At 59.2% G+C, this 16,546-nt stretch carries 10 protein-coding genes; 4 read left to right on the forward strand and 6 right to left on the reverse strand.

Annotated features, from left to right (window positions below):
* Positions 1-298: 298 nt before the first annotated feature.
* Both JNN07_27295 and xylA read left to right on the forward strand, forming a co-directional pair.
* Positions 299-1,858 (forward strand): hypothetical protein, encoded by a 1,560-nt coding sequence (locus JNN07_27295; GenBank protein ID MBL9171469.1) that lies wholly within the window; start codon positions 299-301, stop codon positions 1,856-1,858.
* A 463-nt stretch (positions 1,859-2,321) separates the two neighbouring features.
* Positions 2,322-3,641: a xylose isomerase gene (gene xylA / locus JNN07_27300; protein MBL9171470.1), complete on the forward strand. Its 1,320-nt coding sequence runs from the start codon at positions 2,322-2,324 to the stop codon at positions 3,639-3,641.
* Positions 3,642-3,800: 159 nt separating this feature from the next.
* Here xylA and JNN07_27305 read toward each other — a convergent pair whose 3' ends face one another.
* Complete coding sequence (locus JNN07_27305) at positions 3,801-4,262, reverse strand: OsmC family protein (protein MBL9171471.1); 462 nt, start codon at positions 4,260-4,262, stop codon at positions 3,801-3,803.
* Between the two features lie 148 nt (positions 4,263-4,410).
* Complete coding sequence (locus JNN07_27310; protein MBL9171472.1) at positions 4,411-6,717, reverse strand: CehA/McbA family metallohydrolase; 2,307 nt, start codon at positions 6,715-6,717, stop codon at positions 4,411-4,413.
* Between the two features lie 210 nt (positions 6,718-6,927).
* On the opposite strand from JNN07_27310, the gene JNN07_27315 reads away from it, so the two are divergent.
* Positions 6,928-8,043, forward strand: coding sequence for an exo-alpha-sialidase (locus JNN07_27315; protein MBL9171473.1), 1,116 nt, complete (start codon positions 6,928-6,930; stop codon positions 8,041-8,043).
* The gene (locus JNN07_27320; protein MBL9171474.1) at positions 8,040-8,345 is read left to right on the forward strand and encodes a MoaD/ThiS family protein; all 306 of its coding nucleotides are present in this window, start codon (positions 8,040-8,042) and stop codon (positions 8,343-8,345) included. The genes JNN07_27315 and JNN07_27320 overlap by 4 nt, the downstream gene beginning before the upstream one ends.
* A 399-nt stretch (positions 8,346-8,744) precedes the next feature.
* Here the strand turns inward: JNN07_27320 and JNN07_27325 are convergent, their stop codons facing one another.
* From JNN07_27325 to JNN07_27340, 4 genes are read right to left on the reverse strand one after another with little or no spacing between them, the layout of a single operon-like run.
* Positions 8,745-10,805 carry an ABC transporter permease gene (locus JNN07_27325; protein MBL9171475.1) on the reverse strand — a complete coding sequence of 687 codons (2,061 nt, stop codon included), beginning with the start codon at positions 10,803-10,805 and terminating at the stop codon, positions 8,745-8,747.
* A gap of 8 nt (positions 10,806-10,813) precedes the next feature.
* On the reverse strand, positions 10,814-13,186 hold the full coding sequence (locus JNN07_27330; GenBank protein ID MBL9171476.1) for an efflux RND transporter periplasmic adaptor subunit: 2,373 nt from the start codon (positions 13,184-13,186) through the stop codon (positions 10,814-10,816).
* Positions 13,183-14,763 carry an HlyD family efflux transporter periplasmic adaptor subunit gene (locus JNN07_27335; GenBank protein MBL9171477.1) on the reverse strand — a complete coding sequence of 527 codons (1,581 nt, stop codon included), beginning with the start codon at positions 14,761-14,763 and terminating at the stop codon, positions 13,183-13,185. The genes JNN07_27330 and JNN07_27335 overlap by 4 nt, the downstream gene beginning before the upstream one ends.
* Before the next feature lie 39 nt (positions 14,764-14,802).
* The gene (locus JNN07_27340) at positions 14,803-16,536 is read right to left on the reverse strand and encodes a TolC family protein (GenBank protein MBL9171478.1); all 1,734 of its coding nucleotides are present in this window, start codon (positions 16,534-16,536) and stop codon (positions 14,803-14,805) included.
* Between the last annotated feature and the right edge of the window lie 10 nt (positions 16,537-16,546).

Here is a 16,546-nt window from a genome sequence, read left to right on the forward strand (position 1 = left end):
ACCCCATCGTGGGTTGCGGTTTGTTTGGGGGTGTTGGCCGATCCAGTCGCAACCCGCGTTGGGGTTGTGAGAAAATAACGACTAACCCAGGGTAGGCGCTCCCGCTTCGCGCCAACCCTGGGCTTTGAGGCGGAATCCCTGCGGGATTCTAACATCTGGTCGAAGAACTTGTGGGTAATACTCAGAGACCTCTACCGCTTTGCCCCCCCAGCGCAGCTGGGGATCCCCCTCCCTCCTTGCCATCCGAGGAGAATGGACTACAAATGCAAGCCATGGGCACCCGTCCAGTGAAGCACTTATGATCTCCTTCCGTTGGAAGCTCCGTCTCGGGGCAGCCGCAGGCGCTCTTATGCTCCTCATCCTCAGCGCCGCCTGGATGGAGCGCCGTAAAGGTGAGCAACGTCTCGAACGAGTACGGCAGGAGCTCACTTCCAAAGGAGAGAAGTTAACCTGGCAGGAACTCGCGCCCGCCGCACCGCCGCCAGATCAAAATGGCTACCACCAGGTGGTGCAGGCGATGGCCGGCTTGAGCGGACTGCCCTGGGCCACCGAGCACATGCCGAGGTTTCCACTTTCCACCAATGGCAACGCTATCCGCTGGAAACACCTCCCCCATTGGAAGTTGTCCACCGGCGCATCCGACAGCGAAACCAACCGGGTGACCTGGGAGCAGTGGCGGGAACACCTTGCCCCGATGGCCGAACCGCTCGCGGCCGCCCGCGCCGCGATTCACAAACCCTACCTCGATGCCGCGTTGAATTATGATGCGGGGATGCGATTACCCCTGCGTCACTTGGCTCCGATGAAGCGGCTTGCCAACTGCCTCAGCGCTCATGCGGCTTCTGAGCTTATGGCCGGACATCCAACGAGCGCGGTAGACGACGCCGAGGCCTTGCTCCGCCTCGCGATGCATCTCCAACGTGAGCCCCTATTCATCTCGCAACTCGTCCAGATCTCCATTCAGGCTGTGGCACTACCGATCTCCTGGCAGCTGGTTCACTCAGGTTTGCTAAGTCCGAATGATCTCGAGCGCTTGCAGGAGGTCTGGACGAAAGTTCAAGCGCAGGCCCCAATGGCCCAAGGTTTGGCTGGAGAACGCGTTTTCGCCCTGAGCGGTTTCGAAGAGGCCAGGCTCTCGACCTCCAACTTTTTGGCGGTTTCGGAGAGCGCCCTATCGGGAGGCACCCCAGGCACTCCAGCCGACTTTTTCGAATTCCTAGCGTCGGCCGTGCCTCAAACCGGACGCGCATCCCGCTCCGTGATGTGGCGTCACCTCTTCTGGCCGACCGATCAAGCCGTGATGCTGGAACACGTCCAATCCATGATTGAATCGCTTCGCCGGGCGGCCTCAGGTGCTTCGGCTCGCGACCTCGCAACACAAATCCACACGACCACCAACGCGATCGCGCAACTCAGCGAGGGGAGCCCGTTTGCTGAGTTGCGCACCGCCCTGTCCCAGCTCCTGCTGCCGTCGCTGGCCAATTCTTTCAAACGGGCTCTACGCGCCGAAGCCCAGCAACGCCTGGTCATCGCGGCCATCGCGCTGCAACGCTACCACCTTCGACATGGGAGCTATCCTCCGACGCTCGACTCTCTGACGCCGGAATATTTGAAAACCCCGTTGCGGGATCCTTACGACGGCTTGCCGCTGCGCTACACTCGTGGAGAACCACGCCACGAGTTCAAATTGTATTCCGTGGGAGAGAATCTGGTGGACGATGGCGGCATGCTTGCCCAACCAACGGCGACGGCCGCCCGTGCATCGCTGTGGCAAGCCTTCACCGGATCGGCCGATGTCATCTGGCCAATGCCCGCCAGTGAAGCCGAAGCCCGATCACTCCTCAGACCGGCCGAGTAAGCTGCTCAGCGACAGGCGGCTTCTAGTGCGATCAGACGTAGGGGAGATGCGCAAAGGGTTTCTCAGGCACCCGAAGTCGGATGGAACCAATCATTTTGACTTCAAGACCCCGCGGGGTCCTAGAGATTAGCCGGGTGATCGAAGATCCCCGGAATCGATAAAAAAAACTGAGCATCGCGCAGCGATGCCACGTCTTCGAGCGGGGGGGTGACACCCTCATGCGGGCTACGGAACTTTTGGACCTTAAACCGGTGGTCTATGCGCGGCGTCGACCACCGGCTAATCCTTGAGAACCCTGCAGGTTCCTCACGGCTCGATCGCGAGCCTGTGTTTCTAGAGAACCCTCTCAAGTTCAAATCACCCGCCGGCTCCGGAACGCCGGCCGCTTTCCGGCTTGCCAGCGACGGCCCCAAGGCTCAGTTTTGCTCCCGAAAATTAACGAAAACCAATTTTAACTGTCACTATGCCTGCAGCGTTTCCCAAGATCCCGAAAATTCAGTTCGAAGGACCGAAGTCCCGAAATCCTTTTGCCTTTAAGCACTACAACGCGACCGAGTTGGTAGAAGGCAAACCGATGAAGGATCATTTCCGCTTTTCCGTCGTCTACTGGCATACGATGTGTGGAAATGGTTCCGACATGTTCGGATGGGGAACCTGGGACCGTCCTTGGGATCGCAACACCAAGGACAATTCCATCGAGCGCGCGAAGCGTCGTGTGCCGGTATTCTTCGAGTTCTGTGAGAAGCTGGGCGCCCCGTTCTATGCGTGGCATGACCGCGACGTCGCTCCTCACGGCAAGACCCTCCGCGAATCCAACAAGTATCTCGACACCATCGCCACCCTGCTGAAGGCACAGCAAAAAGCGACCGGCATCAAGCTGCTCTGGGGCACTGCTCAAAACTTTGTTCATCCGCGCTACATGCACGGCGCCGCCACCAGCTGCAACGCCGACGCATTCGCGTTCGCAGCCGCCCAGGTCAAGACTGCTCTCGACCTGACCCAGGAACTCAAGGGCGAAGGCTACGTGTTCTGGGGTGGTCGGGAAGGTTACAGCACGCTGCTCAACACCGATCTGAAGCGCGAGATGGAACACCTGGCGACCTTCATGCAGATGGCCGTCGATTATAAGAAGAAGATCGGGTTCAAAGGACAGTTCTACATCGAACCCAAGCCCAAGGAACCTACCAAGCATCAGTACGACTCCGACGCCGCGGCCTGCCTGAATTTCCTGCGGGAGTTTGATCTGCTCCCGCACTTCAAGCTGAACCTCGAAACCAATCACGCTACCCTGGCCGGCCACAGCATGCAGCACGAGCTGGAAGTTGCCGGCGCAGCCGGAGCCCTGGGTTCCATGGACGCCAACATGGGCGACCTGTTCCTCGGCTGGGACACCGATCAGTTCCCGACCGACCTCTACCTCACCACCCAGTGCATGCTCAGTATTCTCAAATACGGAGGATACACCACCGGCGGAACTAACTTCGATGCCAAGCTGCGTCGTGAGAGTGTGGATCCCGCCGATCTCTTCCACGCCCACATCGCCGGCATGGACACCTTCGCGCGCGGCCTGAAGATCGCGGCAGCCATCCGCAAAGACGGACGGCTCGCGGAATTCGTCAAACACCGCTACCGCTCCTGGGATTCCGGCATCGGGAAGCAGATCGAGAAACGCAAAGTCGGCTTCAAAGATCTGACCGCCTACGCCCTCAAGATGGGTGAGGTCAAGACCCAGGAAAGTGGCCGACAAGAATATCTCGAGAACCTCTTCAACGAGTTCATCTGAAGCAGACGCGGCCCGGCCCCTACCCCACCATCGCGCATAGCGGCGGCGAGTGGTCAGAGAGCTGGTCCGATTCCAGCGAGTTTAAATGCAAAGGTCACGAGTCCAACCAGGGCTCGTGACCTTTTGTTTGTGGTCTTGATCCAGAAGGCAGGGGTGAGATCACGCATGGGCAACAGAGATCTCAGTCTTCACCGACTGGGCGATAAAACACTGGTCATGGGCGACGTGATGCAACTGATCCTCGTCCTCACGGGTGGGCAGCCGGTCTCCGCTGTAGACGATCTTCGGATGAAGTGTCACCGCGCTAACCCAAGGCACACCTGAAGGCCCCTTTGCCATCACTCCCACCGCGTCATCCTCGTAGCTATCGATCTGGAACCCTTTCTTGGCGGCCAGGTAAAGATAGGTCAGCATATGACAGCTCGAGATGGACGCCACGAAAGCCTCCTCCGGATCCACCCCCGCGGGATTGGAATAAGGTAGCGGGACCACTGAGGGGGATGAAGAAGCGATCACGGTGGCACCCCCATCGAAAGCCCACGTGTGCTCCCGGGAGTATTTCCCCTTCAGGAAATCCGGGCTGGTGCACTTCCAAACAACCTTCGCATGATGATCAGACATAGAATTAGATTCAGAGTTCTTACCAATATTTTGGCCCACGGAACACGCGGATCACACAGACAACAGTAACGTCAGTCGGCCCGGCCCTCGCAGGTCACTTTTTAGATCCGTGTGGTCCGTGTGTTCCGCGGGCAATACGTCCCCGCGCTTATTTCCGACCGCCCGCCTGGCGACATTCTTCAATGAGCTTCAGATAAGTCTGCTCCGCGTGATCGTAGGTCTTCTTGAAATCGTCCTTCTCATCGGCATCCATGAACCGCTCCTTCTGCTGACGGCATTGGCGCAAGCTCGCCAGACACCACTCCGCGCTCTTGAGGGACGCACGGATCGGCTGCCCACCCACCTCGACAAAGATCGGATTGGTATGGGACGACGGGAGAATTCGCAGCGCTACCCAACTGCTCTTCTCAATCGGCACATCGAAGGAGACATCCTCCAGATGTCCGTCGGCTTCGATTTCCTTCCGGGCCACCGGATACCCGTTCACCAAGACTTCCACCGGCACGCGACGGGACTCTCCCAGCCGCGCCCACTCGATGCTCCAGAATGGCCTCACGCCGCTGCCGCCCCAGGGAGGAGACGCCTTAACCTTGTTCGCGAAGTAGGGATTGATGGCCTCAGGCAGCCGGGCAGCGACTTGAGCAGTCACTTTCACCGGACCGGCTTGGGACAGCCGCAAGGTGCTATCGCCTTCTCCCATCACCTGTCCGTTCGCGGAAAAGCCCATCAAGTGGCTCTTTCCGTCACCCACATAGTTGCGCCCCGCCCTGATTCCTTCGCACCAAGCATTGTAGTCCAGCTTGGGGCCGAGATGTACATAGCTCCGACCAAGACCTACCTTCTCCCCGTAAATGCAGGGGAAGTCGGTCTCGCCACTAATACGGGTTCGGTATCCGACATTCAGGGTGTGATACCAAATGTTGAGTTCCCAGACGAACGGCGTGTCGACGGTGGAGATAAAGTCCACAGCGGGCACCAACTTGCCATCCGGCCCTGGCACCACATGCGTGACATCGGCGATGTATTCGTTCGCTCCAATTCCATCGAACGGCGGCACCTCGTAGTTGGGTAGATCCGTCGATTTAGTCGCCAATCCCCATCCAGAGTGCGCCGGCCCGACGAGTGCTCCCTGAGCCTTGGCCCAGCGAAGGGTGTTCAAGCCCAGCTTCGGCCAGTGATGCTTCGAGTCTCCACCCGGGTACATCTGGTCCCGTAACCGAAGCAGGCACAGATGGCCGCTCTCGTGCGACCCGAATCCCGAAACCTCAATGTCATAGCGCAACAGATAAGGATAGCTGGAAACCCGATCGTCCTTGCCGGTGAAAAACTGCTTTTGATAGTCAAAGCAAGGTCCCCAAGTCAGGTTGGCCCCAACCTTGAGATCCTCTCCCACAATGTGGCGCTGCATGTCAGGTGCATGAACGCCTTCGGAGGGCTTAACATAGTGAGCACAGCCTGCGGCATGGATATGATGATCGCCCGACCACCAACCCTTCAGCGAGGGATCAATCCAGCGCCTGGACTGAAACTTCAACTCGCGAGTGTCGGCCGCGACCAGCACCGTTCTTCGCTCAGGGATAGACTCCGGACCGCGGTTGAAATCAATGGTGTAGGTTCCGGTTGGCAGCCGGATCTTCTCACCATCCGCTCGGTAGACCTGGGGATGAAAGCCAAAGTCGGGAGCCAGCCGCTTGGCCTGCGACGGATACACCCGTCCAGCCGCATCGCGGATCTCAAAGGATGCGGTGGTGGCGTGGCCGTTCTCGTCCTTGACCCGCAGAGTGATCGATTGCGCCGGCCGACAGTCAAACAGCAGATCCACCTCGTTGCGGAATCCGATGTCCTGGGTCCCCTGCCCCACATTAAAACTCATCTTGGCTTCGCGCTTTCCGGCATCGCGGCTATAGAGCTGGATGATTCGATACTCCAACTCCAGACCGCTCAACTTCTCGTTGAGCGGCTGGGTGTTGAACATCCGCAAGTCCAGCCACAGATCGTCCTGCGCGCCAAGAGCCCTCCGGTCTCCTTCTCGACGAAACAACTCGCTGCCGTTGGGGCTCTCCGCCTTCAACTCCGCGGTGGTCCCTGATTCATTGTGAACCTTGACCAAGAATTGCATCCACCCCTGCTCATTCAAAATGGGTTTCGCGGGCCCGGCGCTCACCTTCACCCGCATCTCCGGATTAATGTGCACCCCGTAGAGCGCATACCGGTCGAGCACTTGCTGCAGACCATCGCGCGCCGAATTGCCATCCTCATTGGCCAGAGCGGCGTCCAACTGTTGCTGGTCCGACGGGGCCAGCGGAAACCCCAAATGGTTCATCGCTTCAACGACTCGGCGGACCTGAGCTTTGAGAGGCTGCAGCTCCACTTGCGTGACGCGGGGAAACTCGGCGGCAAGAAGAGTCGCAGTGACAATCCAGATTATCCCGAGGGTGGTGAGGGCTGTTTTCATGGCAATGGGCTTCGTAGTGGTCGTGGGAGTGTAAGCAGACTGACCAGGCGGGATCAACTCCCATGGTAACCCACCGTAGGCACGTTAAATCGCAACTCACGGCCTACGCCCCCTCCCCATCGCTTGACAATTCGCCAAGAGGGCGATGTCCTTTCCGCACTCACTTCTTCGTCGTCTCTGTGTGAAGAATCCGGTTTCAATGAATAACCTATGAGCACCATCCGAGTTCTGGTCGGCACCAAGAAAGGGGCCTTTATCCTCACGTCCGACGGTAAACGTCAGCAGTGGAAGGTCAGCGGGCCTCATTTTGCGGGTTGGGAGATGTATCATCTCAAGGGATCTCCGGCCGATCCCAACCGAATCTATGCCTCCCAGACCAGCGGGTGGTTTGGCCAAATGATTCAGCGCTCGAATGACGGGGGGCAAACCTGGGAACCCGTCGGGAACGAGTTCAAATACGACGGCACCCCGGGCACGCATCAGTGGTACGATGGCACTCAACACCCCTGGGAATTCAAACGCATCTGGCACTTGGAACCTTCACCAACCGACCCTGATCTCGTGTACGCCGGGGCCGAAGACGCAGCCCTGTTCCGCACATCGGATGGCGGGAAGAGTTGGCAAGAGCTCCCCGCCCTGCGTGGAGCTAAGGGAAACCTGTGGCAACCCGGGGCGGGAGGAATGGGACTCCACACCATCATCCTGGATCGCACACGACCCGAACGCATCTACATCGCGATCTCAGCCGGGGGCGCCTTCCGGACGGACGACGGTGGACAAAGCTGGAAGCCGATCAATCGCGGGCTTAAGTCGCAATACGAACTGCCCGATCCCACCGCCGAGGTGGGACATTGTGTTCACCGGATCGCCATGCACCCCTCGCGTCCCGAAGTACTCTTCATGCAAAAGCACTGGGATATCATGCGCAGCGACAATGCCGGCGACATGTGGCACGAGGTAAGTGGAAACCTCCCGTCAGATTTTGGTTTTCCCATCGATGTGCATGCTCATGAGCCGGAAACGATCTATGTCGTCCCCATCAAGAGCGACTCCGAGCACTTCCCGCCCGACGGGAAACTCCGCGTTTATCGCAGCCGCACTGGGGGCAACGAATGGGAACCCCTGACCAAGGGCCTGCCCCAAGGCGACTGCTATGTAAATGTGCTTCGCGATGCCATGGCCGTCGACCAGCTAGACCCCTGCGGTGTTTACTTTGGAACGACTGGCGGGCAGGTCTATGTCTCTCCGGACAGCGGCAACACGTGGTCGCCCATCGTTCGCGACCTACCTGGGGTTTTGTCGGTCGAAGTTCAGACCTTGCCATGAGCGAGATCCGAGTTGTGCTGCCGTATCACCTGCGCACCATCGCTCGAGTGCAGGAGGAGGAGGTGCGTCTATCCGTGGAGGAACCGGTGACGCTGGGAGCCGCGCTCGATCAACTCGAGTCGGCCTATCCTTCTCTCCGAGGAACCATCCGAGATCATGGCACTCGCCAACGCCGACCATTCATCCGCTTTTTCGCCTGTCGAGAGGACTTCTCTCACGAATCGCAGGACACGCCCCTGCCGGAATCGGTGACCGCGGGCCGCGAACCGCTTCTCATCGTCGGTGCCATGGCAGGAGGATGAGGAAGCTGAGCCAGCTTCGTCCGCTTCGACATCCTTCTATGGAGTGCGGCAGCCCTCTGCCGCTTTCCCCTCCCCAGCGGAGCTGGGATCCCCCTCCGGGGGGCACCAAAAAGCTGTAGAGGCCTACAGCACTCCAAACGCTTCGCGAGAAAGTGCGGCCTATGGAGTGCGGCAGCCCTCTGCCGCCTTCCCCCCCCCAGCGGAGCTGGGATCCCCCTCCGGGGGCCCGAAAAGCTGTAGAGGCCTACAGCACTCCAAACGCTTCGCGAGAAAGTGTGGCCTATGGAGTGCGGCAGCCCTCTGCCGCTTTCCCCTCCCCAGCGGAGCTGGGATCCCCCTCCGGGGGCACCAAAAAGCTGTAGAGGCCTACAGCACTCCAAACGCCGCCGCCGCACTTCCTCACTCGTGCCGCAGGGCTTCGATCGGATCCAATTTGGCCGCGCTCGCCGCCGGGTATAAACCAAAGATCACTCCAACCGCCCCCGAGATTCCAAAGGCCATGATCACTGACAATGGAGTGACGATCGTCCGAATGTCAGTCAGCTGAGACACCACCAAAGGCGTCAATACTCCCAAGATCACTCCCACGATACCACCGCCGATCGATAGAACGATCGCTTCCGCCAGGAATTGCGTGGTGATATCACGCTGCTTCGCCCCTAACGCCCTCCGAACGCCGATCTCCCGGGTCCGTTCCGTCACCGTGGCGAGCATGATGTTCATGATGCCAATACCGCCGACCAAAAGCGAAATGGCGGCAATCGACCCTAGAACGATGTTGAAGAGACGCTTCGTCTGTTCGGCCTGGCGAAGCAGCTGCAACGGCACAATGAGTTCGTAGTCCTTCTTGGTGTGAAAATGCTTCAGCAGTCCTTCAATTTGAGGCACTGCCGTCTCTACATCGCTCGAACTGGCAAACTGCAGGGTGATTTGATGGAGCTGCACCCGCTCCTGCTCCTGGCTTCCAGCGGAACGGCGGAACAAGGTTTCTCCGAATCGATTGCGGGCGGCGGAAAGCGGGATATACACGTTGTTGTCCAACGCCTGCCCCGTGGTTTCCCCCGATTGCGGACGCTTTTCCTCCGTGCTCGTTTCGCGCACGAGGCCCACCACCTGATAGTAATGGGCTCCGATCTTGATCTCCTGATCAAGAGGATCTTGATAGGGAAAGAGTCGCCGCGCCAATCCGGACGAAATCGCGCACACATTGTTTTGATGCAGGTCATCGGTCTCGCTGATGAACCGCCCCCGCAGGTTGTCCAATCCCGAGATCTCTTTGTAGATGGGATAGGTTCCAATTACCTGACCCGCAACCTCATTCCGGAAAAACCGCACATTCTCTCGGATGATCCGCATGGGAAGCACATGCCGTATGCCCGGAATCGTCGACTTGATGCGGTTTGCGTCCTTATAAGTCAGGCCATACTCGATCACCGAACCTCGGCCCGACGCGGAACTGCTGCCTTTGCTGTCCTCAGGAGGTTTGACCGCGCGGATGATAATATTGGCACTACCAAGCTTCTTGATCGCTTCCTGGGCTTCAAAGGAGGCCCCTTCACCAATTGCCAACATCGCGATGACCGAGCACACGCCGAAGATGATTCCCAACATGGTCAGTGCCGAGCGCAGCTTGTGCAGCAAAAGGCTCTTGGTGCCGACCTGAACCGTTCGCAACGGCCGTATCAGCCGCTGAAAGGCCGACTGTCCTTCGGCCGCCTGGTCGGCCGCCTCGGCGACTGGGGTGGAAAACTCCGCCGGCATCGGCCGGGGCTCATGAACATCAATGTGGTCAATGACCCCGTCGCGCATGTGGACCACCCGACGCGCGCGCGCCGCGGTCTTGGGATCGTGCGTGACCAATACAATCGTCTTACCGGAGTGGTTGAGACGATCCATCAGGTCCAGAATCTCGTTGCCGGTCTTGGAGTCGAGGTTGCCAGTCGGCTCGTCGGCCAAGATCATGAGGGGATCGTTGACCAGCGAGCGAGCCACCGCCACACGCTGCTGTTGTCCGCCGGAAAGCTGATTCGGCCGATGATCTAACCGTTGAGCCAATCCCACCAGATTCGCAAACGTCTCGCATCGCTGGTTGTTCCGCGGGGTATCCAACCCCTGGTAGAACAAGGGCATCTGGATGTTCTCGATGACCGAGAGTTGATGAATCAGATTGTAGGACTGGAAGATGAAACCGATTTTCCTGCCTCGAACCTCAGAGAGTTCGTCGTCATCCATCTGTGAGACATCCTCCCCTCCCAGAAAATACCCGCCTGAAGTGGGGCGATCGAGGCATCCCAGCAGATTCAGCAGCGTGGATTTGCCGGAACCCGAGGGGCCCATGATGGCCACATAGTCGCCCGGCATGACGTCCAGGTTAACACCCCGAAGCGCACGAACCTCGACCTCCCCCATGTGGTAGGTCTTCTCAACTGCGGCAATACGGATAATCGGGTCCTGCTTCATTCAAATGGCTAAGGCTTCGGGTCCGGAGACGGACTGGGAGCCGGATTCTCTGGGTCTTCAGGCTGGGGATTCTGACCGCGAGGACGTCGACCACGTCGGTTCGAACGCTCGCGAGGAGCTTCCTGTGAGTCTACCGCAGCACCGTCTTGCGTCGGGCGGACAGCCTCCTCCCTCGATGACTCGGACCGGGCTGGGGCCTCTGCCGCCCGCGGCGCCCGGTTATCTCGCTGACGCTCACCAATGGCAGGTGCGCCTGGGACGACCGACCGGTCTTTCGGATCAGCCGAAGCCGGGGAGCTATTGGTGCCCGCAGGACCCGATTCGGCCTCGATCTCCATCGATTCGTTCCGCGGCGGAGCGAGCAGGACCAAGTCGCCTTCCCGGAGCCCAGAGGTGATTTCGAGCAGGCGATCATTAAAAAGACCGGTCGTCACCGATACCGGGACAACCGCATTCCCACGTTTCACATAGCACACCGATCCGCCTGGCTGCGCCACCACCGAGTGAATGGGCACACTGAGGGCGCGGGCGATATTGGTAACGATGATCTCAGCGCGCGCCGATACGCCGGGCTTAAGCCCTTCGAGTTCGTCCTCAATGAGAACCTCGGTCCCGTAGAGTTTTGCATTCGGGTTGAGCCAGCTAGACTGTGCGTCGGGCAGCAACGCCACGCGTCGAACGCTGCCGCGGAACCTGCGATCGGGCCGGTTCTCAATCCGGACTACCGCGGGCGCACCTTGTTGAACCTGCCGCACTCGCGACTCCGGAATCTTGATCTCCACAAGCATCCGAGAGACATCTGGAAGTCGGATCAGTTCCTGTCGCTGCCGCACCATGGCCCCTTCCGCGATCACGGATGGACTGGCCGACCAATCGATGAAGGATGAGTTTCCGCCTGAACTGGACGAACTAGACCGAAAACTACCCGAGCCAGTCCCGAACGCGTAACCCTGAGCACCCGCGCTAGAGGATGCGCTGGAAGCCAGGCTGCTGGAGTCCGCCGTTTGGGCGGTCGAAGCGTTGGCGGCCGGTGTCGAGCTTTGTCGGAGCGAAGAGAAGGAGCTGAAGGATGGGCTTCCCGAACGCTGTCCGCCTCCCGAGGAGGACGAGAAATCGCTGCTGCCGGAGCCCCGTCCGCCGCCTCCTGCGGAACCTCCCGTCCCGACTGAGGCGGACGAGGACGCTGTACTTCCGCCACCGAGAGTGCTCTGTCCCGCGAGCACGGAAGAGGAAGAGCCGCCCGCCACGGACGGAGTCCCACTGCGCGCACCGCCGCCAGTGCCACCCCCTCCGGAGTTGCCGCCCCTCGACCGGCCTCGACGCTCTCCCCCGCCTCCTCCCGGACCGCGAAGAATCCCAGAGCCGTCTCGAAATCCAGCCGCCCCCATCTCGCGACCGCGCGATCTTCCCTCATCTCCTCCGCCCAGATTGGACAGTTGCCAGGGGTTAACCTCGGCGTAGACAACGAGACCGGGCTGGGGAGCGAAGATTTTGGCGTTTTGAAGCCGCCCCTTCTGCTGCTGAAGCGTCTCTTCCAAGAGATCCAAGGACCGCTGACTCGTCTTCAGATCGGCCTGCGCCCGCGCCAGTTCATTGCTCGTCCGCTGCTTGAGGCGCGCCAATTCCAGCTGCTCCTTGCCCAGAGTAGACTCCATCTGCCGAAGCATGTTGGGCTGGTCAAATTTCTTGATCAGCCGCAGGTCCTCCTCGTACTGAGCCAAGGCAAGCTGCTCGCGCTTAAGAGTAAGACTATCCGCCTCCACTTCGGATTTGGTGGCGTTCCCCAGTTTGAAGAGCACCTCGGTCCGAGCCGAACGTTCTTGCGCTATGCGCACTTGCTCACGCAAAACCTTCATCCTCGACTCCGCAGTACGGATCTGCAAGGGAGCATCGCCGTGACGGTATTTTTCAAGGTCTGCCTGAGAAAGTTCCACGCGAAGCTCCGCGTCCTTGATCTGGCTCTCGGCCAGGCTCTCCTGAATTTTCAGATTCTGACCAGCCTGCTCCAACATGAAAACTGCATCCTGATACTCGATCTCCTGCTGGTTCAATCGGTCTCGCAGCGCCGAGCTGTCCAACTCCACCAACAAATCGCCTTTCTCCACGTAGGAACCCTCCGGAGCTAGGCTCAGAATGCGAGCCATGCCCTCCAGGTTGCTGCGAATCACCGTCTCGTTGACGGCGCGCAGCGTCCCATCCTCCACCACTGAGACCAGCATTGGCCCCGGCTTCACCTCGTAGAAGGCGTTCGCGGGGTAGACCGCCTCGGTCGCATGATCCCAGCGCTGCCAAAGCACCACCCCGCCAACGCACACTACCGCCATCAGGAGGAACCAGAACCTTCCTCCGCCACGGCGACGACGTTGACGAGGCTGGTTCATTGAGTGCGGCTGCCCGACTTGGGATTCTCAGCGACAGCGCGAGGCTCTCGAGGCTCGAGATCCGTGGCAGTGATGATCGATCCGTTCATCTCGGCATCATCGGTCGCGACCGGCGGGGAGAGCAGCACTCGGTCGCCTTCCTTGAGCCCAGCCCGAATCTCGATGAACTGGTCGTTGAAGAACCCCACCTGAACCGGAGTGGGAACGCTACCCGAGCCCGACTGGATGTAGCAAACCTGCTTACCTTTGACCGTGGTCACGGATTGCAAAGGAACGCTCAGGGCATTCACCAGGTTGGTCACGATAATCTCGGCCCGCGCAGAGGCGCCAGGCTTGAGATCGGGCAGATCGTCCTGGATCAACACCTCGGTCGAGTAGACCTTGAGATTGGGATTGAACCAACGATCCTGAGAGTTGGGCAACACCGCCACTTTGGTCACGCTCGCCTTGAATCGGCGATCCGGCAGGGAGTCAACCGTTACAAACGCCGTCAGCCCGGGATGAATTTGCAACACGTGCGACTCGTGAACTCGAATCTCGACGATCATCTGGGAAACGTCCGGAAGTTTAATGATCTCCTGGCGCTGACGGATCTGAGCGCCTTCCTCGATGAGGGTCTGCCCCCCCCGGTCCATGGAGCTGCTCGAGGCATAGACCACCAGGCCGTCCTGTGGCGCTTTGATTTTGGAGTTCTCCAACTGCTGCCTCAGCTCCTTAAGCTTTTCCATGGTCAGCTCCAGAGCCCGCTGGCTGGTTCGCAGATTGGCCTCTGCTTGCGCGATCTGATTCGACGTTCGATGCCGGAGTCGTTGGAGCTCCATTTTCGCCTGTTCCCAGGCGGACTCCAGCCGACGCTGGCTCTTCGGCATGTCATACTTTCGAAAAAGCCTCAGCTCCTCCTCCGCCTGATCCAGGGAGATGCGGGATGTCATCAGACTCAGCGCATCCGCCTCCGCTTCCGACTTCGACGCGTAACCTTTCTTGAAGAGCTGCTGCGTCCAGTCCAGCTTGTCCTGGGCGCGCTGGAGTTGCTCCTTGCGAATGATGATGTTGTTGGTCTGGGTGTTGATCTGCTGGGGAGCATCGCCCTCGATGTATTTGTCCAGGTCGGACTTGGCAAACTCCACCCGCAGCTCCGCCTCCTTGATCTGGCTCTCGCCCAGACTCTGCTGAATGCTCAGGTTTTCCTTCGCCTGAACGAAGCTGAACTCGTTGTTCTGATAAATCACCTCCTGCTGATTGAGCCGATCTTTGAGATCGGAGGAGTCCAACTCCACCAGCAGGTCTCCCTTCTTGGCTTCCGTGCCTTCGGGAACAATATGAATAATCCGGGAGATTCCCTCGAACTCACTGCGGATGATCGATTCCTTGACCGCCTTGAGCGCGCCACCCTCAACCACGCTGATCAGCAGATCTCCGCGGCGCACCTGATGCCACTCGTTCTGCTGAGCAGGCGGCGCACTCCAGGGCCGCACAATCAACAAGATGACGACCACCACGGCGATGGCGGCTCCCGCAATGCGGGTCACCCTACGGGAAGAGCCCGTGGCAGCGGGCGGATGGGCAGAATTATCCATGATGCAAAAGTTCGGTTGAGCGAGTGGAGATCGATAGCGTCATTTCTCGAAAAGCTGTTCGGGGGTGATCAACGTGTCGGCAGCTGTTGGCAACTTGGGAACAACGCTGCCATCCTGCGGTTTGGGCAAGTCTCCCGCCTGCAACCAGAACTTGGGCAGATCAGATTTCAACACGCCAATGTCCAGCAGGAGCCGCAACCGAGTCAGATGGTAGTCGACCAAGGCCGCGGTCGCCGCGTTGTAAGCCTGAACTCGAGCAGTCTGGGCATCCACGACATCCCGGACCTGCACTCGCCCCGCCTGAAGGGAAAGCTCACTGCTCTCCACCCGCCGATCCGCCAAGGCCTTGGCATTGCTTTGAATCTCAAAGCTCTGCCGCGCCTGATCCAAAGTCCGCAGATCCGCCCGCACATCACCTTTCAGCTCGTCGAGGAATAAAGCAAAGGTTCGCAACTGGCGCTCGAAATTCAGGATCGAAGATCGGTAGGCATTGCGCTCGAGCTTCCGGTTCAAGGGTAGATTCAGCTGCAGCCCTCCCGAGGCGCGATAATCGTTAAGATTGAACTTCGCATAGTCCGTTGGACGTTCCGATCCCAGGGAGACATCGCCAAAGAGCGTCAATTCGGTCTTGAGCCCGCTGGCCGCCACCGGGATCTTGCGTTTGCTGTCTTCGAAACGGTCGATCTCATTGAGCAGGTCCAACCGACGATCGAGCGCCAGCTGATAGGCCTCGGATTCCAGTAACGGCACGGGAAGCAACCCAACGGCTTCCAAGTCCTTCAAGGCGGTCTCATCGAGCTTGATGTCGTGGCCTAACGGAAGCCCCAGCGTCAGCTTGAAAGCATCCAGGCTGCTGCGATATCGCTCGATGGCGAGAATGTAGCTATTGCGCGCGGCGAGTTCTTCCTGGGTTGCCTGATCGGCTTGAAAGGGTGCCAGCCGGTCAAAGGCCAGGGCCACCGTGCGCTGGCGAAGGCTAATGCGGCTCTGGTAATTGGCGTACTGGTTGCGAACTGTGTCCTGCTGCTGCAGCAGCCGGAAATAGGTCGAGACGATATCAAAGCTAAAGGTGTGCTGGTAATAGCTGAAGCTGCGGATCTCGTAGATGACATCGCGCTCGGCTTGAGTCAGGTTTTCGGCCGCGATCTTCGCCCCCGCCCCCCGCAGCAGAGGCTGGGCAAGACTCAGAGAAATCGTGGAAAATGCCGACTTCCTTGGATCGCCGGTGTAAAAGCGCAAGAGATCGTTGGCTACATCCAATCCGATCCGCCCACCGGTCTTCAAAGCCGCATCCATCCCGGCCCGGGTGCCCACCGAGCCAGATCGCTCCCCGTTGGAAGATCGCTCCCCGGCCACTGTGGTCCCTCCAAAGAAATGAGGGGCAAAGGAAAACCGTTCACGGGTGAGGCTCAGGGCGGAAATGTAGAGCGTCTCCTTCCGCAGCTGATACTGCCGGCTGTTCCGAAACGCAGCATCGAGTGCTTCAGGCAAGGTCAAGACCCTTGAGACCTGTTCCAGGCGATCCTCAATAATCTCCCCCGGCTTGATGGCGTCGGCCTTCCGGTTCGAATAGCGTGTATCAATGCTAAACTCATTGGTCTTGCCCAGCGCAGACTGCTGCTTTTGCTGGATAATGCCATAGGCCTCCCGGTCCGCAGCCGCCTGATATCGCTTGGCGCTGCAACCCGCCAAAAACAAAACGATCAGACAAAAAGCCAGGGGTCCCAAGATCGCATGGTCGCGAACCCGTCTCAACAATAGCAAATCGATCATGAATCTCTAA

The organism is Verrucomicrobiales bacterium (assembly GCA_016793885.1).
Taxonomy (GTDB): Bacteria; Verrucomicrobiota; Verrucomicrobiia; order Limisphaerales; family UBA11320; genus UBA11320.